This is a genomic window from Rhizobium sp. 2YAF20 (assembly GCF_052114685.1).
Lineage (GTDB): Bacteria > Pseudomonadota > Alphaproteobacteria > Rhizobiales > Rhizobiaceae > Rhizobium.
In genome coordinates this window covers 837,102-855,119 of sequence record NZ_JBFRFF010000001.1, presented here as the reverse complement: position 1 = coordinate 855,119, position 18,018 = coordinate 837,102, and the positions used below count along the sequence as shown (strand labels likewise).

At 59.3% G+C, this 18,018-nt stretch carries 15 protein-coding genes and 1 riboswitch; of the genes, 5 read left to right on the top strand and 10 right to left on the bottom strand.

Going from position 1 to position 18,018, the window contains the following annotated elements; genetic code table 11:
- Positions 1 to 94: 94 nt before the first annotated feature.
- From AB4Z52_RS04090 to AB4Z52_RS04060, 7 genes are all read right to left on the bottom strand, one after another.
- A complete protein-coding gene (locus tag AB4Z52_RS04090) occupies positions 95 to 2,698 on the bottom strand; it encodes a mechanosensitive ion channel family protein (RefSeq protein ID WP_442216603.1) in 2,604 nt (867 codons plus the stop codon).
- Between the two features lie 136 nt (positions 2,699 to 2,834).
- Positions 2,835 to 3,395, bottom strand: a complete 561-nt coding sequence (locus AB4Z52_RS04085) for a DUF924 family protein (RefSeq protein ID WP_442216602.1) — start codon at positions 3,393 to 3,395, stop codon at positions 2,835 to 2,837.
- Positions 3,396 to 3,490: 95 nt separating this feature from the next.
- Positions 3,491 to 4,501: a FecCD family ABC transporter permease gene (locus AB4Z52_RS04080; protein WP_442216601.1), complete on the bottom strand. Its 1,011-nt coding sequence runs from the start codon at positions 4,499 to 4,501 to the stop codon at positions 3,491 to 3,493.
- Positions 4,502 to 4,570: 69 nt separating this feature from the next.
- Positions 4,571 to 5,530, bottom strand: coding sequence for an ABC transporter substrate-binding protein (locus AB4Z52_RS04075; protein ID WP_442216600.1), 960 nt, complete (start codon positions 5,528 to 5,530; stop codon positions 4,571 to 4,573).
- A gap of 13 nt (positions 5,531 to 5,543) precedes the next feature.
- Positions 5,544 to 6,356: an ABC transporter ATP-binding protein gene (locus tag AB4Z52_RS04070; RefSeq protein ID WP_442216599.1), complete on the bottom strand. Its 813-nt coding sequence runs from the start codon at positions 6,354 to 6,356 to the stop codon at positions 5,544 to 5,546.
- A 108-nt stretch (positions 6,357 to 6,464) separates the two neighbouring features.
- A riboswitch (cobalamin riboswitch) is annotated at positions 6,465 to 6,685 on the bottom strand.
- Between the two features lie 161 nt (positions 6,686 to 6,846).
- The gene (locus AB4Z52_RS04065; protein WP_442216598.1) at positions 6,847 to 7,905 is read right to left on the bottom strand and encodes a sensor histidine kinase; all 1,059 of its coding nucleotides are present in this window, start codon (positions 7,903 to 7,905) and stop codon (positions 6,847 to 6,849) included.
- 179 nt (positions 7,906 to 8,084) lie between these two features.
- Complete coding sequence (locus AB4Z52_RS04060; protein WP_442216597.1) at positions 8,085 to 9,500, bottom strand: FAD/NAD(P)-binding protein; 1,416 nt, start codon at positions 9,498 to 9,500, stop codon at positions 8,085 to 8,087.
- A 488-nt stretch (positions 9,501 to 9,988) separates the two neighbouring features.
- Here AB4Z52_RS04060 and AB4Z52_RS04055 point away from each other — a divergent pair, with 488 nt between their 5' ends.
- Positions 9,989 to 11,197 (top strand): SfnB family sulfur acquisition oxidoreductase, encoded by a 1,209-nt coding sequence (locus tag AB4Z52_RS04055; protein ID WP_442216596.1) that lies wholly within the window; start codon positions 9,989 to 9,991, stop codon positions 11,195 to 11,197.
- A 55-nt stretch (positions 11,198 to 11,252) separates the two neighbouring features.
- Here AB4Z52_RS04055 and AB4Z52_RS04050 read toward each other — a convergent pair whose 3' ends face one another.
- Together AB4Z52_RS04050 and AB4Z52_RS04045 are read right to left on the bottom strand one after the other, a co-directional pair.
- The gene (locus AB4Z52_RS04050; RefSeq protein ID WP_442216595.1) at positions 11,253 to 11,720 is read right to left on the bottom strand and encodes an RrF2 family transcriptional regulator; all 468 of its coding nucleotides are present in this window, start codon (positions 11,718 to 11,720) and stop codon (positions 11,253 to 11,255) included.
- Positions 11,721 to 11,938: 218 nt separating this feature from the next.
- Positions 11,939 to 13,375 (bottom strand): FAD/NAD(P)-binding protein, encoded by a 1,437-nt coding sequence (locus tag AB4Z52_RS04045; RefSeq protein WP_442216594.1) that lies wholly within the window; start codon positions 13,373 to 13,375, stop codon positions 11,939 to 11,941.
- 473 nt (positions 13,376 to 13,848) lie between these two features.
- Between AB4Z52_RS04045 and AB4Z52_RS04040 the strand changes: the two genes are divergently transcribed.
- Both AB4Z52_RS04040 and AB4Z52_RS04035 read left to right on the top strand, forming a co-directional pair.
- Positions 13,849 to 14,424, top strand: coding sequence for a transglycosylase SLT domain-containing protein (locus AB4Z52_RS04040; RefSeq protein ID WP_442216593.1), 576 nt, complete (start codon positions 13,849 to 13,851; stop codon positions 14,422 to 14,424).
- A gap of 291 nt (positions 14,425 to 14,715) precedes the next feature.
- The gene (locus AB4Z52_RS04035; protein WP_442216592.1) at positions 14,716 to 14,895 is read left to right on the top strand and encodes a hypothetical protein; all 180 of its coding nucleotides are present in this window, start codon (positions 14,716 to 14,718) and stop codon (positions 14,893 to 14,895) included.
- 280 nt (positions 14,896 to 15,175) lie between these two features.
- Here AB4Z52_RS04035 and AB4Z52_RS04030 read toward each other — a convergent pair whose 3' ends face one another.
- On the bottom strand, positions 15,176 to 15,487 hold the full coding sequence (locus AB4Z52_RS04030; protein WP_442216591.1) for a hypothetical protein: 312 nt from the start codon (positions 15,485 to 15,487) through the stop codon (positions 15,176 to 15,178).
- 938 nt (positions 15,488 to 16,425) lie between these two features.
- Here AB4Z52_RS04030 and AB4Z52_RS04025 point away from each other — a divergent pair.
- Both AB4Z52_RS04025 and AB4Z52_RS04020 read left to right on the top strand, forming a co-directional pair.
- Positions 16,426 to 16,602, top strand: a complete 177-nt coding sequence (locus AB4Z52_RS04025; RefSeq protein ID WP_442216590.1) for a hypothetical protein — start codon at positions 16,426 to 16,428, stop codon at positions 16,600 to 16,602.
- A gap of 756 nt (positions 16,603 to 17,358) precedes the next feature.
- On the top strand, positions 17,359 to 17,718 hold the full coding sequence (locus AB4Z52_RS04020; RefSeq protein WP_442216589.1) for an SPW repeat protein: 360 nt from the start codon (positions 17,359 to 17,361) through the stop codon (positions 17,716 to 17,718).
- Positions 17,719 to 18,018: the final 300 nt, after the last annotated feature.

Below are 18,018 nucleotides of genomic sequence, written 5' to 3'. Positions count from 1 at the left end.
TGTGTTTTTCAGCGTTTTTCAGCACGATCGCTCGAGATGACGATCTTATCGCGCGCCGCGGCGGAGCTTCACCCTGTCGCGATCAGGCGAGAAGTCACCCCTCGCCTCGCCGGCGGCTGTTGCGGCTGCGCAAGTCCTGCGGCGGCTCCATCGCCGTTATCGACGTGTCCTCGCTCTCCTCAGGCTCCACCGCTTCGATCACCGTACGCGCTTCGCCCACCGGCTCGACCGACCTTGGACGCATTGCTTCTCGGCGGATCTGCACTTCCTGTGTCGGATAGGGAATATCGATCCCCTCCTGGCGAAAGCGCTCCAGGATGGCAATCCGCAAATTGTTGCGGATCGGCATACCGTCCGATAGGTCGGCCAGATAGAACCGCATCTCGAAATCCAGAGACGACGGGCCGAAGCGCAGAAATTCCACATGCGGCTCGGGATTGCGAAGCACCTTCGGGATTTTCTGGACCAGGTCCAAAAGCACATCCATGACCTTCTGCGGATCTGCGTCGTAGCCGACCGAGATCGGGATTTCCGAGCGGGCCAGGCGGTTGCGGTGCGTCCAGTTGCCGACCGATGCGTTGATGAGCTCGGAATTCGGCACGATGATCGACTGCTTGCGGAATGTCTCGATTTCGGTCGCCCGCACCGAAATCCGCTTGACGATGCCTTCCGATGTCCCCGAGACGATCCAGTCCCCAACCTTGAAGGGTCGCTCGACCAGGAGGATCAGCCCTGAGACGAAATTCGAAACGATGTTCTGCAGGCCGAAACCGATGCCGACGGAGAGCGCGCTGGCGACCAGCGCAAAGCTCGACAGATCGATGCCCGCTGCCGAGATTGCGATGACGGCGGCAATCGTGACGCCGAGATAGCCGATGCCTGTCTTGACCGAGTTGCGTACGCCGGCGTCCACCTGGCTGCGGGCCATAATGTTGTTGTCGAGCCAACGCTGGAACCAGCGCGTCCCGAGGGTGCCGCCGGCAAAAAGCAGGATGCCGACCGCAATGCCGACCAGCGATATCCGGATATTCCCAAGCCGGATTTCGGTGAACAGCTGATAGGCGAAGAGCTCGAGGTCCTGAATGTGAAAGCCCCAGGACATCAAGATAAGCGGAATACCGGTAAACAGCGCGACGACGTAAATGCCAAGCCCGGCGACAAGTGCCGCCTGATCCAGCGCGACTTCGCCAAGATTGAAGCGTTGTTGCAGAAAGCGCCCGACAGACGTCTCGGGAAACGTCTCCTGGCTCGAGACGGCCTTGCCGAGCAATATGCCGAGATACATCGTTACGAGAACCGCGCTGGTTACGATCAGCTGCGAGGCAATGAAGCGGGATAGCCCGACATAGCCGATCATCGCCGTGAAAATCAGCCCCGCGCCCATCACACGAAGAATGATGGCCATGCCGTGCGGCCAGTGCCGGCCAGGCGCTTCCGGATCGCCATTCTTTGCCAGCATCGGCTTGCCAAATGACACCGCGATGAGGATCAGCCCGACGATCAGCGCAGCCAGGAAGCTCTTGGCAACCGTGACGACGACGGGGGCGCCCATCACTTCGCTGATGCGATTGAAGACGAAATCGAGGCCGTTGACGATTGCCATCGCCAGCAGGCACCACCTGAGCGATCTGGCTCCCCTGTTGGAAAGCTTCACCAGGCGCCATTGTGGCTCCGACGGCGCAAAGACTGCATTGGTCACCCGGCCGACGAAATAGACGAGGCCCGCAAAACCGAACAGCGCTGACAACACCGGCGCGATATCGGGCCTCAGCACATTGAAGGTCGACAGCAGGAAATAGGTGATGACAAGCAGTGCGGCGACGGCGAGCGTATCGATCAAGGTCGACCAGAAGGCGATGGAGAGACGACTGATATAGGGTGGCGCCTCGATGGTATCGTCACGCTTGAAATAGCGGCCGAACAGCCGATTGGCGCCCGACAGCAATATCAGCGCCGAGACAAGCGACAAGAATACCGCGGTGAAGAGCGGTATCCGCTTGAATTTCCAAACGAACGTTCCCCAACTCGCCAGCGCGTCGCGAAAAGAGACCGCTTCGCCGACCAGTGACGTGCCGGCATCGCCGAAGGTCGATCCGGTAAGCTCGGTGCGCCGCAACAGCGTCTCCGCAAAGAGCTGCCGCCGCATCGCGGTAACGTCGGTGGCAAAACGGCTTGCGGCGGTTGCGACGCTGTCGGCATCGCCGGTCATCACGCTAATCTGCGAGCGTTCGGTGTTCAGGCGTTCGCGTTCCTGCGCCACGAGCGGCACTTCCGGCGGCTGCCCCTCTTTCGGCGGCGCCCCGATCTGGGTCAGGCGGCTATTGATTTCGTCGAAGCGCGGCTTCAGGCTTGCGGAAATCCCGGCAATGGCGCGATTGAGCTCGTCGGCCTTGCCGGAAAGCACCACCAGTGCCTCGTCGTCGTTGCCGCTCTGCTTGGCGCCGTCTTGCAGCGACGCCAGCTGCTTGCGCGCCTTTTCCAGATCCGCGGCGGCGCGATCCAGCACGCCGTTGGCAAGTTGCGCCGGCTGTTGCGGTTGCGCTGCAGGCTGCTGGTTCTGCACGGGCTGCGCCTGTTGCGTCTGTGCCGGTTGCTGCGCGTCTTGCGCAAATATTGTCTTTGCCGCGGAGAGATCAAAAATCCCGACAGCCAGCAGCAGCAAAATCAGACGGCGAACAAATGTCTTTGGCAGGGGCAAGCAAGGTTCCTCGTCGCAATGTCATCGGCAATATCGGCGGCGCTACGACAAACTGGTTTCGCCGGGTGGCAGAATAGAGCTCTTGCCTTGTAGGCAGAGAAAGGCGGCAGAATGGCGGCTGCCGTGGCTGGCATCGCTAGAAACCTGCGCCCGGCTGCGCGAGATAGTCGCGCTCCGCCTCGGTCGACACCCTGCCAAGCAACGCATTGCGATGCGGAAAACGTCCATAGGTCGCAATTGTCGCCCGATGGCGGATGGCGAAATCGATGTACTCCTCGTCCCCGAGCGCCTGAAAGAACTCCACCGCCTTCTCCTGCTCAATCAGGCTTTCGGCGTGCTCGAACGGCAGATAGAAGAAGCAACGCCGCTCCCGCGCGACCGCCTGGTCGGCCCCGGTGTTGAGCGCAAGCTTCGCCTCCTGGAGCGCAAGGCCGTCGGTCGCAAAGGCCAGCGCCGTCCCGCGATAGATATTGCGCGGAAATTGATCGAGGACGATGATCGTTGCAAGCTGGTTTTCCGGCGTCGCCCGCCATGTACCAAGGACACCCCCGGCAAGTGTCAGATGCGTGTCGCGGAACCGGCGGCGCATTTCCTCGTCGAGCGCGGCGGAGACCTTGAACCAATCCGCGCGCGCGCATCTCTCGAACCAAAAATCCAGCACCTCCTCCGGCGTGCAGATAGAGCGGCTTCCAGTCATCATTGTCTCCAGAGCGATACGGCTGCTGTACCGAGCGATACCGCCGTCAACATCTAGGCTGTCGGACAAGGAAGACAACGGCCAAACGCACGTCGTCAGTTTTTCCTGAGGATCAGGATGAAGGCAATGCCGCCGGCAAGTCCCGTGACGATGCCGATCGGCATGTCCTGCGGCGTCATGATCTTCCGCGCCACGATGTCCGCCCAGATCAACGTCAATGTGCCAACGGCAGCACTCAAGGGGATCACACGCACATTGTCGCCGCCGGCAAGCAGCCGCACGAAATGCGGGACCATCAGCCCGATGAAGCCGATCGCGCCGGAGAAAGCGACCATCACACCGGTCACGAGCGCGGTCACGACAAACAGCAGCAGCCGGAAACGGGTCACCGCAATGCCGAGCGTCGCCGCCGTCTCGTCACCCATCGCCAGCGCATTGAGTTCCCGCGCCTTCAACATCAAGATGGAAAGGCAACCCGCCAGTACGACGGCGGGATAAATGAGATGCGACCACTGCGCCAGACCGAGCCCGCCGAGCATCCAGAAGACCACGGTGTTCGTCGCACGCGGATCGCCGAGAAAGATCAGCAGATTGCCAAGTGCTGTAAAGACGAAGGCGACCGCGACGCCAGCAAGCACCATCCGGTCGGCCGAGTGCGATCGGGTGAGATGCGCGACCAAGGCCACGACGCCGGTTGCAGACAGCGCACCGGCGAAAGAAAACAGCGGCACGGTAAGCAGCCCAAGGATCAACCCGGTGTGCACAAGCGCCAGGATCGCACCGAATGCGGCACCTGAGGAAACGCCGAGAAGATGCGGATCCGCCAGCGGATTGCGCGTCAACGCCTGCAAGGTTGCGCCGCTGATTGCAAGCCCCGCGCCGACAAGCGCTGCGAGGATAGCGCGGGGAAAGCGCACGTCCCAGACGATGCTCTCCTGTCCGCTCGACCAGACGACGTCGAATGTGTCAGGCCGAACTTTATTGGCGACGATCGACCATACTGTGGCGAACGGGATCGGCGCAGCGCCTACCGAAACACCTGCTGTCAGCGACAGAACCAGGAGAATGAAAAGAACGGTGATGACGAGCAACGGGCCGGCGCGCATACGGATTTCCATGAGATGAGTTAAGCGCCAGGCCGAACCCGGCCCGGCACTTGGCTGATGTCTCGAGCATCACATTGCGTCGGAATGAAACGCCTTGGCGAGCGTCGCGATTGCATCAATGTTGCGCGGTCCAGGCGTCGCCTCGACATAGGGCAGCACGACGAAGCGATCGTTCTTGACCGCGTCAAGACCCTTGAAGGCCGGATTGCCCTTGAGGAAGGCAATCTTCTGCGCGGCGGTCACCTCGCCGTAGTCGACGATCAAGATCACCTCAGGATTCCTCTCGATGACCGGCTCCCAGGACACTTCGGTCCAGCTCTTCTCGACGTTGTCCATGATATTGACGCCGCCGGCAGCCTCGATCATCGCCGTCGGAATACCATAACGGCCACAGGTGAACGGCTTTTCCTCGCCGGAGTCATAGACGAACACCCGCACCGGTCGATCGGCATGACCAATCTTCGCGGCGATCTCGACAAGCTGCTTGCGATAGCTTGCGACCAGAGCCTCGGCTCTGTCCGAGACGTGGAATATCTTCCCGAGGTTCAAAAGGTCGACGAACATGTCGTCCATGGTCGGCTTGCTCTTGCCCATGACGAAGATGCAGGATTCGGTGAGCTCGTAGACCTTGATGCCGAATGGCGCGAGCGTTTCCGGCGTCACCTCGCCGCCGACCTTCATGCCGTAGTTCCAGCCGGCGAAATAGAAGTCGGCATCGGCATTCAGCAACACCTCCTTGGTCGGATATTTCGGCGAAAGCTCCGGCAATTCCTCGACGGCCTTGCGCAGCTTCTCATCAAGCGTCTTCCAGCCGGAAACGCCGGTATAGCCGACCATCCTGTCGGTCAACTTCAATGCCAGCATCATTTCGATGAGATTGACGTCATTGGCGATTGCCCGCTGCGGCACCTTGTCGAAGGTGACATCATGGTTGCAGCTTCGCACGGTCACTTGCTCCGCCCCGGCAGCGCTTGCAAGCATTGTTGAGACAAGGAAGAGGCCGGCCAATAGGCCGTAGCGAATACGCATGGTGAAACTCCTGTCAGATGAGGGAAAAAGTGAAACGGCTGGGCTCAGCATCGACGACGCGATGCGCGCAGGCTGTGACGTCAAAGGCAGCCGAAATGCGCTGGGCGGTCAGTGCCTCCTGAGGCGAGCCATGGCCGGCAATGCGCCCTGATTGGATGATGGCGACCTTGGTGGCAAAGTCCGCTGCGAGATTGATGTCATGCAAGGTCATGACGATCGTTGGGCCAAGACCCTTCAACAATGCGAGAATCTCGAGCTGATGCCGGATGTCGAGATGGTTGGTCGGCTCGTCGAGGATGATGATCTCGGGCTCCTGTACGACCGCGCGGGCGATCAGCACCCGCTGCTTCTCACCACCGGACAGGCAGGAGAATTGCCGGCGCGAAAGATGCCGGAGCTCGAGCTCATCCAGCGCCATTGCTGTCAAGTCGTGGTCGCGCTCGCTCCAACGCGACAATCCCTTTCGATGCGGGATGCGGCCCATCATCACCACGTCCCGGACGCTGAAGGGGAAATCCGCAGGCGTCTCCTGGAGTACGACGGCGATACGCTTTGCGACTTCCCGCGGCGAGATCGACCAGAGATCGATCCCATCGAGGCGTACCGAGCCGCGAGCCGGCCGCACTGCACGATAAAGGCAACGAAGTAGCGTCGATTTCCCGGCGCCGTTCGGGCCGATGATCGCCAGCCGCTCACCAGCCGCAACAGTAAGGCTCATATTCGCGATGATGTGTTGCCCGGGCCTTGGACCCCAGCTCAGCCCGTCGACATCGAGTCGCGCCTGCTTGGAGGCGGACCGACCCGCCTGGTTGTTCGCATTGCCCATGGACCGCCTCCCGGAGATCTCGCCGGAGGCAAAGTCACGATAAGGCATTCGGGCGCATCTGCACCCTCTCCCGACCACGCATTTTCCACTCGGAACACCCCGTCCGTTACGTTGACACCATCGATGGCAGGTCTCCTGGCTCGCGGGTCACAGTCCGTTCGCGCCTTCCCGGCCTATAAAAAGCCAGTGGCATATCGCGAACGCACTCTCCGCTTACAGTTGCGGGGGCAGCCACGGTTTTGGCCCCTGATGGGTAATCCTCACCGTGTTCCCTTTTCAGCCGCCCTCCGGATAATCCCGGCGGCAGCACCATCACCCTCACTCGTCTCACGGAATTGCCAGACGGGCAACTGCGATCCCGACGATTTGTCAGTTGTCCCCGTCTGCCCGCATGAAAGGTCCGCACATCGACCCGCCTCGCCAGATCTGATATGTTATATCATAACGATTGGCAATAAGAAATCATCCGGATTACGCAATGAGGAAACTGTCAATCGATGGGAAAGATGAAGACGGCGCGCGTGCCTAGATGATCCGGATCATAGACGATCTCTGCTTTGAGACTGGAAGCCATTGCCCCCAACAATTTGGAGCCGAGGCCCGTTCCCTTCGGCGCAGCAGCGGGATCGAAACCGCCGCCGTCGTCTTCGACATGGACACGCAGGTCATCGACGCCGCTCCTTCTGACCACGACGCGGACTTCACCGGCCTCTCCTTCCTGATAGGCATATTTGAAGGCGTTGGTAACGAGCTCGCTGACAATGAGGCCGAGTGTGATCACCTTGTCGGTCGAAAGGCTCACCCGTTCACAGGCGAGCGCCACGCCATGCGGCCGCTTGTCGTTGCGCATCGAGGCCTCGAGCTCCTGCAGCAAGTTATCGAGATATTCATCGAGCCGGACCGTGCCGACCTCATGGCTGGTATAGAGCCGCCGATGGACGCTGGCGATCGCGTTGATCCGCATCTGTGTTTCCTGCAGTGCGTCGATCGTCCCCTGGTCTTCAGTCACCGATGCCTGCATCCGAATCAATGCTCCAACCAGCCCCAGGCTGTTGGCGATACGGTGATTGACTTCCGCAAGCAGCAGCTCCGCGCGATCCCGCTCCTGGCGAATGACTTCCTGCGTGCGCATCATGTCGCGGCGGAAACGCACACGTTCGAGCCCCTGCTGGAGCGCTGCCGACAGAAGATCGAAGTAATCGTCGGAGACATCCTTGACGACGTAGTCATCTGCACCAGCCCTCAGCGCCGCGACCGCGACGCTGGTGTCGCCAGAACCGATGCCATAGATCACCGGCGGATGATCCGGCATCGAAACAATGCAGGGAAGAATATCAAGACCGGTCTCGTCTTTGAGAAAGTGATCCAGCAAGATCGCATCGATATCGCCCTCGGCTAGCCTTGCAAAACCGGAAGCGCCATCGAGCGCCAGATGAATTCGATAACCGCGCTGTTCCATATTCCGGCGCGTAAGCGCGCCAAGCGCCTCATCATCGTCGATGTAAAGGATATCGATGGTGGTGTCAGCGTTGGCCTCCGGCTCAATCATTCCGCCTCCAGTATCTTCATGACGACGACGAACTACCCAGTTCGTCCCACATTACTACCGCTTATCTCTAATGCTGCACATACGCTATGCCGCGACCCGCGAACACCAATACGCCCTACACGCGAGGGACGCATCGCTGTTCGCGGATCGCGTCAACACATCGAGGAATTCGATCGGATTCAGACCGCCTGGCAGCGTGGGTAGAAGCGCGCCGATATACCCTCGGACGCCGCATAGGCCTGGGTGACGATCTCGGGCACCAGATCAATGTCCGGCAGGCTGCCGAGGCCAAGCGGACCAACGGCAAAGAGCCCGTCCGTAGCGCGATCGTCGACGACAAGCTCGCCCCTGGCGCTGACGGCGAGCCCCAGATGCAATTCGTCCGGCATCGCAAGGCCTGCGTCGATGAGGCTTCGCATCAGCGGCGTATCGAGATCGGGCGCCTGACATCGGCAGTCGACGATCTGGTCGGCGTAGATCTGTTCTTCCTCAGGCCGTCCGACCGGTGTCATGACGAGACCGGTTGGCGTCATTCGCAGGATCTGCCCCCTGCGAAGGAGGGTATTTCCCTCCGCAAGCTCTCGCCGCAACCGAACATGCATGGCCTCCGGCAGGCGATTCCGATGGCTGTCGTAGATCGCCCTGAGATGCCTGTTGAATTGCTGTTTCTCCCAGGCCGGCAGGGCGCGCCACAAAGAGCGGGCGTGTTTGCGCAAACCATTCATGACCGATTGCCAGTTCTGGCCGCCGGCCTCCGCCTGGCGACAGGCCTGACGGACGAACCGCACGATCCCGCTCAAACGCGCCGGCATTGCCTCAGCCGGGAAAACCGGGTCAGCATTGATGCGGGTGTGGCTTTGCGGAAGGAAGCCATGTTTGGAAATAATGGTGATCTGGCCGCTATATCCGCTTTCACGCATTTGCAGCAGTCGATCGACCACGCGCAAGCCACTGCCAAGGAGAACCGTATGCGGGCGCGCGACTAGTCGGCGGGCGCGAACCGGGGAGGATGGATCGGCCGCACTGGCGACCTCCGTTTGAGGATCGCCGATGCCATATCCGGTGGCAAGAATGACGGTGTCGAACAGGGGATTGGACGCACTGGCGCTTTCCACGAGGAAGCGATTGCCTCGGCTGCGGCGAAGAGCGAGAACGGGGTCGTTGCTGACCTGCACCGATATGTCCCGACGGGCAGCAAGCGCCTCGGAAAATCGCTCGTAGACATAGTCGCTGAAGATGCTTTTCGGCACGAAGATCTGCTGGAAACCCGGTATGGCTGCCGGCACGGCGGTGCGAAATTCAGTATTGGCGCAAAGCCAATCATTGAAATCATCGGCATCGCCCGAGGACACCGAAAGGTCGCGAACACGACTATTGAGAATTTCGCTGGAATGGCCAGAGGCGAGCGCCTGCCCGCCGCTGACGCTGGAATTCGGGTCGAAGAGCTGCAGATGAAACGGCGTCCGCATGGTCTTCATCAATGCGATCGCAGTCATCATGCCGGAAAAGCCGCGTCCAACGACGGCGATGCGTGGCATGGCGGAAGGCCGGGCCGAAGCCGCTACCCGTGAAGAAAAAAGTCCCCGAACCGTCATATCAACTCCTGCGTTGGAGATGGTCGATCATGGTTTTCTAGGCACTCTGATACGCGCTTGCCTGCCATCCGCACAGTTGCGGGCTGCGGCCACATGAGCCCCTGGCCGCTCTGGGATCGGCATGGAAATCGACAACCGATCCGACGACATCGAAGCAAACACGGGCGAAAATCCCCGCCGGGCCAACCTTCGATGTGTTAATAGTCTACACGTTTAGTCGTATAACAAAGCGCGAAAATGCGCTTCTAGCAAGCGCTTTCTTGCAAGCACCCCGTGAGAAGGTTCTTAACGAAGGCTCCGAAACGGCCGACCGACTGGCCAAGAAAAAACGACGTTGGACTACATTTTGCCGGCGTGGCGCTTATTATTCCAACAGGCGACCGGCAGATAAGCAAAGAAAATCTAATGCGAGCATCATCTGTAGAATAGACGGACTTACCCGCGCTCGCGGATAAGTCACAAATACCGGGTAGCTGATGGAGTGATGGATGGGAACCGTATCGCAGTTGCACGAGCGCACCCGACCCCCGGCACGCCTTATCCAAAGCGATGACGAGGCGCTGGAAGCCGCACGCTCGCTTGCCGCCGATTTTGCAAGGCTCGCCAGCGACCGCGACATCAACCGCATATTGCCGGACGACGAGCTGGAAGCTCTCTCGCAATCCGGCCTGCTCGGCGTCTCCGTTCCCTCCGAATATGAGGGGCTCGACATCTCCAACGCCATACTTGCGGAAATCATCGCGATCCTTGCCCAAGGCGACCCCTCGATTGCCGAGATATCGCAGAGCCACTTCCATGTGCTCGAAATCTTGCGCCTGGCCGATAACGAGGAGCAGAAGCAAATCGCCTTTGCGCGGGCGCTTACCGGTGATCGCATGGCCGGCGCATTTTCCGCGCCGACGGCAATCGCCCAGGAGACCCGGCTGACAGCCGATGGCGCCGGCTACAGGCTCGGTGGCCGGCAGGCCCATTCGACGGGCATTCTCTTTGCCGATTGGATTGCTGTCTTCGCACGCGATCCCGCTGACGAACGGGTTTTATCCCTCCTGCCCCGGCGCAGCGAAGGCATTCAGCTCATCGATGACTGGGACGGGTTCGGTCAGCGCACCAACGGCGGCGGGACGACGATCCTGCACAATGTCTACGTCGATGCCGAAGCGGTCATCCGCCTCGACAACGGTCTGAAGCAACCGACGACGATCGGTGCCGTCGGGCGGATTACCCGCGCCGGTGTCGACCTCGGCATTGCCCGCGCTGCTTTCGCCGCGACGGTAGACTTCGTCAGGAGCAATGCCCAACCCCGGATGGACGGCGGCATCAGGCGCGCTGCCGACAATCCGCTGACGATCGCGCGGATCGGCGAGATTGCGGTCCGCATCGAAGCGGCAGCCGCGATGATCGAACGGGCCGGTGGGAAACTCGACATCGCCCAGATCAATGCGACCGAGGCGCACGTTATCGACGCAGCGCTTTCAGTCGTGGGTGCAAGTGCGCTGGCGGCTGAAATCGGGATCGAAGCCTCAACGGCGCTGTTCGAGCTTGCCGGCACTTCCTCGACGCGGATAGGCCTGAACCTCGACCGCCATTGGCGCAACGCCCGCGCCCACGCGGCACGAGAACCGACTTCGCAGAAACATCACACCGTTGGAAACTATCATCTAAACGACATCGAGCCGCCGAAAAACGAGGTGCCCTGAAATCGAAACGCCGGCTCGAGGCCGGCGTGACAAGGCGGGATCAAGGAATATGCGGTCAGCTGGCGTTCGACGCCCGGAAATCTTCGTCCCCCGCCTCGATGCCACGGCCTCCGGTGGCGACAAACTGTTCGAGCGTCATGTTGTCGAGGATGGAAGCGATCGCATCGCGCACTTCCGTCATCGAACGACGCACCTGACAGCGCTCCGGATCGGCACAGTCGTCGCAGGCTTCGTAAGCCGTGCGGCTGGCACAGCGGATCGGCGCCAGCGGACCATCGAGCGTTCGAATGACGTGGCCGATGCGGATATCGGCAGCCGGCCGCGACAGTGAATAGCCGCCGCCCGGCCCCTTCTTTGAGCGCAGAACGCCCGAATTCCTCAATTCCAAAAGGATGGTATCAAGGAACTTCTTCGGGATATTGTTGCGCGAGGCGATATCGTTGATGAAAGCGGTCTCGCCCGGAGCGAGGCGAGCCAGATCGACCAGCGCCTTCAATCCGTATTTCCCTTTTTTCGTAAGCATTGCTCTTCGCTTTACTGAAAATTCAGTTGCCAAAAATCCGGCACGTCATCGGCGCGTCTATCAAGAACGGCGTATGCAGCAGATCGAACGTCTAAGATCAGGAAATATCCCCAGAATCAGCCGCAAACAAGGCAATAACTCACAAATTGTATAGTTTATGTTCTTAAAATCCCGCAGATGTATCGCCGATGCAACGATTGCCACGCCGGCGAGCAGTGTCACGCGGCACTAATATCGAGCGCGCCGAACCTATTCTGACCCAGAGCCTGGCCGATCTCGTCGGCAACGAAGAGCGCATGTTCCGACACCTGCGGCAGCCCCATCAGCTCGCCGAAGGTGCCGCGCGCCAGCGGGCCGGAGATATAGAGCTGCGGCGAAACCTCGCCGCCAAGCCCCAGGGCGCGCGATGCCGTGTCGCAGGCAAGCCCGAGCGCGGTACCGTCGAGCGACAGATAGCCGGCTTCCGCGAGCTGTCGGATCCATGGCTGGCTGCCAAGGATACCGCCGTGACCTGGGCCCGTCGTTACCACGACCGCGTCAAATCGATGTTCGACGCGCCGGGCCGAACGGCTGAGCCGCAGACGGCAATCGATCTGCGCGCCGTCGCTGCGAACCTCCTCGACCGAAGCCGCCAGAATCGTAAGCCTCCCCGCTTTGATCCCTTGCTCGCTCGCATCCTCGACTTGTGGCGCAATCCTGAACCGGTGCACGTCCCAGAACGGCCGCAAGTGCCTGACGACGCGGCGTCGCTCCGCAAGCGGCAACGCCCGCCAGACCTCCCCGCCCTGAAAGCGCACCTGATCGATCACCGCATGCCAACTGCGCCCTTCCCCCTCCGCCGCCCGGATAGCCTGGCGTATGCGCGTCAACAGAGACAGCGCTGTACGCGCGGGAATACTGACGAAATCGCCGTACAGCTCCTGCTGAATGCGTGCGTGGCCCCGCGACCTCAGCCCGCGCCGGGAAATCGCGGTGATCGCCCCCTCATGGCCACGAAGGGCCAATGAGGCAATGATATCGGAGGAGGTAAGGCCGTTGCCGACAATCAGCACCCGATCGGATGGCCGGATTGCGTGAAGAGCATCCGCCCTCGTCGGGTCGGCAACGAAGCGCGGATGATCCTTGAGAGCCTGTTGAAGCGCGTTCGGCGCATCCGGAGAAGGATGGCTGGTGGCAATAACAAGGATATCCGCCTCGAGCTGCCTGCCACCTTCGCTGGAAATCAGCCAGCGGCCGTTGTGCCGCGCGACCTCGACCACCCGCTCCGCAATATGGGCGATCTCGCCACTATCGACGAAGGGCTGTACCATGGCATTGACATAGGTGCCGAACAGGCCGCGGCGCACAAAGAGATTGCCATCGGCGGACGTCGCGTCGTCGTCGCCACAGACGGCATCGTTGTCAACGATCCAGCGCTGAAACTGCTCGACGTCATCCGGCATCAGGCTCATGCGCGAGGCCGGAACATTGATACGATGCGCGGGATCGAGCGTGTCGTAGGCAAGCCCTGGACCGAGCCTTGTGCGCGGTTCGAAGACGAAAAGCCGGTCCGGACCAAGCGTGCCGGAGCGCGCTAGGTGAAAGGCGACGCCGGCACCCGAAACGCCGCCGCCGATGATGGCCACCACGGGCTTTGGCTCTCTCCGCGTCGTCATCGCGCCTCCCTGCTCCATCGTCATCCCATCCGCGCTGCCAAAGCGGCAGTTCCAAAAACCGATAGGGATCAATATACTCTACGAAATTTGTTGACAATGCAGCCGCGTTTTCGATCACGACGATCTGCGGTCGCGTGCGCTGCAGCATATTATATTTTCATAATGCACGGAACGACTGTATATCTCGTGCATTTCTCCTCAAGGAGGAGACTATCATGGCAATTCTGCAACTTTTGACCCCGTTCGACTATGCCTTGGTTGTCGTGCTTGGCGCAATTCTGGTTTTCAGCCTCATGGAAGGCGGCAGCCACAAGCATTGACGGCCCCGCGGGAAGAAATATTCTTCCGAGCCATGTCTTCGGAAGATCGTCTTAAACGCCTGAACACGGCGCGATGAGCGAATTTGGGATTGTCTAAATACCCGCCTTTAACGTTTACCCGCTAGTAATCTCTTCAAAAGAGAGATTTCAGCGATGCGTATTGCGTTTGTCGCCCCCCTTGTCCTGCTCGCAGGCTGCGCCACGGCGCCACATCAAATCAGATCGGCATGCGCGATATTCGAACAGCGCGACGGCCTTTTCAACAATTGGCGTCGGGCGGCAGAGCGCACCGAGCGCGAATACGGCGTTCCCGTCCCGATTTTGATGGCGACCATCTACGCCGAATCCGGCTTCAACCCCTATGCCCGTCCGCCGCGCACCTTGCTGCTGGGCTTCATCCCGTGGACACGGCCCTCGAGCGCCTATGGATACTCGCAGGCACTTGACGGCACATGGTCGAGATACCGGGGAGAGACCGGCCACTGGGGCGCAAGCCGCACCAATTTCGCCGACGCCATCGATTTCATCGGCTGGTATCACGCCCAGAGCCATGTCCAGAACGGCATCGCGCTCAACGACGGCTACAGCCTCTACCTCGCCTACTATTACGGACACGACGGTTATACGCAGGGGGCATGGCGTGGCAGAGCCGACATCCAGCGCTCTGCCCAACGCGTCTCCAACATGGCGTTGACCTACCAGAGCCAGCTTCGCACCTGCGGCGGCTAGACCCGCTATCGCCATCGCGAAAATTCGATACCCGCTTAAAAAATCGTCGCAAACCGCGATGATTTCTGCCACAAGCGCCAAGGGACGCGACCGCCGTTAGTTTTAGAACGGGGTCGGGCGAGTTGATTGACGTCTCCTCACGCCGCCACGAGATCACGTGGCCGTTCTCTCAATTCCAATTTTTTCAGCAGAGAAGCAAACCGATGTGGGCTCAACCAGTCGTCACTGATCCGACCGCTTGACTTTCATATCTCAAAATGAGAACATAAAGGGAACAGATGGAGATGTGACATGACCAACGCAGAGGTAGTCATCGAAAGAGCCCTTGCCGTCGTGGCAAGATCGCGAGCCGCAAGGGAACGGGACGAGCAGAGGCGCAAGGAAATTTTTTCCCGAATCCAGATCGGCAGGACCCTGGACGCCTATCGGGTAAAGCGACCGGTACAGCTCTCGCTGAAACTCGATTCCTGACATGGGGACCATCGACGCTGTGAGTTAATGCGAGTGCATCTCGCGATCATCGCGGCTGACGTAGAGCATGACAGTGGCAGTGTTGAGCGCGCCAACCGGCATAGTTATCAGCGATAGAAACGGTGCAGTCGTGGCGGCTCAACGCCCTGCAGCATACGTCTCAATACAAGTTCTTCATACGTTCACGGCTACCGCATGATTTCGAATAGGTCCTATTCCGGCCCTTGCCACGCAATTGCGCGCCTTGTGAATGCGCAAAGCGCTTGAGAGGCCGTGCTCTTCACGTTTTCAGTCCCGGAACCACCGGGATCGTTTCCCAGCTCTGGCCGGCAAAGACCACGCAACTGCTACCGTTGGCGTTGGTCACGAGCATAGTCCAGCTGCCGCTCTCAGAGACGTAGACCTCTAGAATTGCCGCCTGGTTGATGAAGCCGACAGCCTGAAGGGTCTCGGAATAGTGCGAGCCAAGGAAGTCGACCACTTTGGAGTGTTCGGCGCAATTGAGCACGGGCTGTGCCGCTGCCGGATGTACCATTACCGCAAGCGCCATTGTGGCGGTTCCGATGAGGCTGGGGATCATATTGCGTACCATGACGCACCTCCTTTCGCCGGTAGCCTGGCCGAAGAGGAGATTGCGTTGACCTGTCCTGCCGGGGTCGGCATTTCTATGGTCGGAACCTGACGCGACACGCGTAAATGGTGCCGCCACGACTGCATTATGACAGAAAATTCTTTATTTTTCAAAATATTAATTGGAGACGCCTGACGTGACAAGCACTCCCTGTCGCCAGGGGTAATCCTGCGATACGGCTAGCCTGAAGCCGAGCAAACTGCCGAGCGCAATAGCTTTTTCGAATTCACCTGAATGAACTTGGGCGGGAAGCGCTCAGCTGTTAGCTGACATTTGGCAACTAGCGCGAAATTTAAATGCGAAACACGCAATCCTTAATTTCACTAACATTGCATATTGCCCTTACGATACAGATCGGGGCCATTTTTTATTACTGCATTTTCGCCTATAATAACGGGTATTTACCGGCCTTCGTGTGGAATAAATTCGATACATTCATGGATTTATACAACACGATGTGGCATGGCGCCGGTAGCCGACGGTATGACGCATGGCTGTCCGTCTATCCACCCCTGAGCGTCATTCTAAATGGCAAGCCGATCTTCAATTCGCCGATGAGCCAGTGGCAGCCTCGGGCCATTGCGCAACGGTAGCATCGGTCGCAAACGCGCCAACTACGGAAGACCAGCAGTTGGCTGGGTCGTGCCGGCCGCGGTCGATGGCACGATCCACCTAAGCTTCTGGACCAACGGCTGAGCCGCCCTTGCTCTGCGAGTGATTACCTCCCAGGTAATTGAGACGATACCGATTTTTTCAGATGGTCGGATCAAGCGCGGGCGGACGACCGCGCGATCCCTAGCCCTTACATCTGAAAGGTCATGCAATGCCTCATTTTCCAATCCATACCCTCGAGACGGCTCCCGACGCGTCAAAACCAGCTCACCCTCAATCTGTTCTCGATGATCACCACGGTCGGCACGCCGCAGACTATAGTCGCCGAGGAAATGCGCATCGAGACGATGTTTCCGGCGGACGAAGAGACCGAAGGCTTTTACCTGGACTTCATGAGCCGGAATGACATCGGCGGCAGCAACGATGACGGCTGCGCCGCCAGTGACGACGGCTGTTCTTTTTGACATGTTGAAACTCCTCAATCTTGATCTGTTGGTGATACAGGAGGTGGCGCTCCGGGCACCTCGGGAGGCGTCAATCGGCGGCCTGCCCCAACAGCGACAGAGAGCGGATGCGGAGATCTACGGCTAAGGAGCGACGGGAGCTCAGGCAGTCGTTCAGAAGCAATAAATCGGACAACCCATCATCCAGTATGACGGTCGTTGTCGTTCCTCGTCGCTAACGCATTGTCGCTCAATTGGCGTTGGTGGTCTGACACTTTCACCAACAGCTGCGGCCCGCCGCAGTCGTCGAGTGCAATTTCGATTGGATGCCCTTCCCTGCTCGTCCAATGCTGCCACATCCTCTTTCCCTATCGCATTAAAGGACCGGAGCGCGGTGTCGGAAACGCGTCGCGTCATGCTGAAAACTGCGCCTGCCCCGATAGACCCAGTCCAATGACCCAAACCTCATACTCGCAGTTCAATGAATAGGAAGATAAATAGTTTAACAGCGGGCCTACAGATGAGTTGGTGTAATGGATGCTATCGAGCCGCCTTTTCGCCTATGCTGTTCTCGTTTCTGCGGCACCGCTGAATTAAATCGTAGGCGCAGCCGAAATTGTTGGTTTGAACGCGGAATATAAAACCGCTGTATTAGTAAATTTCAAGACTGAGCGCCCGCAATCCCTTGAATGATGGTTCATTCAAAATTACTTATATACTTAGGCGTGCACGCACGCGAGGCAATGCCTTAGTTAAGCTCCAACCTGGGAGGTTGTCATGGCAAAAACTTTATTGGAAGGAAGAAAGGGGCAGGATTTGGCTAATCTTGTCCTGGCAATATGTTTGTTCATCTCACCGTGGTTCGTCGGCTTTGCCGCCGAAACTATGCCAAGCTGGAACGCGTGGATCGTCGGCGTCATGCTTTGTGGGCTGGCGATTGCAGCGCTTTCGGCTTTCGCCGAATGGGAGGAATGGGTCAACTTGGTGCTCGGCCTCTGGTTGATTGCATCTCCCTGGCTGCTCAGTTTTGCAACCAATGTGAACGCGATGTGGACCAGCCTGGTTCTAGGGCTACTCGTTGTCGTGGTATCGCTCTGGGCAGTCTGGGACTACCGCCATCCCCACGCTCACGCCTAAGCCGGCGGCGGTTACGGCAAAGGCCCGCCGCGTAATGCGGCGGGGCTTGCTGTGATCTTTCTTGCTCTCAAGGCCATATTCCTAAAGCCGTGACCGGCGACGAATGTCGATGTGGATCTGACTCTACCTGCCAGCCTCGTCTGACACTCGGCAAACGATGAAATGATACTCGAGTCGGAAGAGCCGGAAACGCCGCCGTTCGCACCCTATGGGCATGGAGGGACATCGATCCGCGGCACCGGGAGTAGCTTGCAAAAAGTGATTCGACCCTTCCCTCGATCAACGACCGTTGAACCTGAG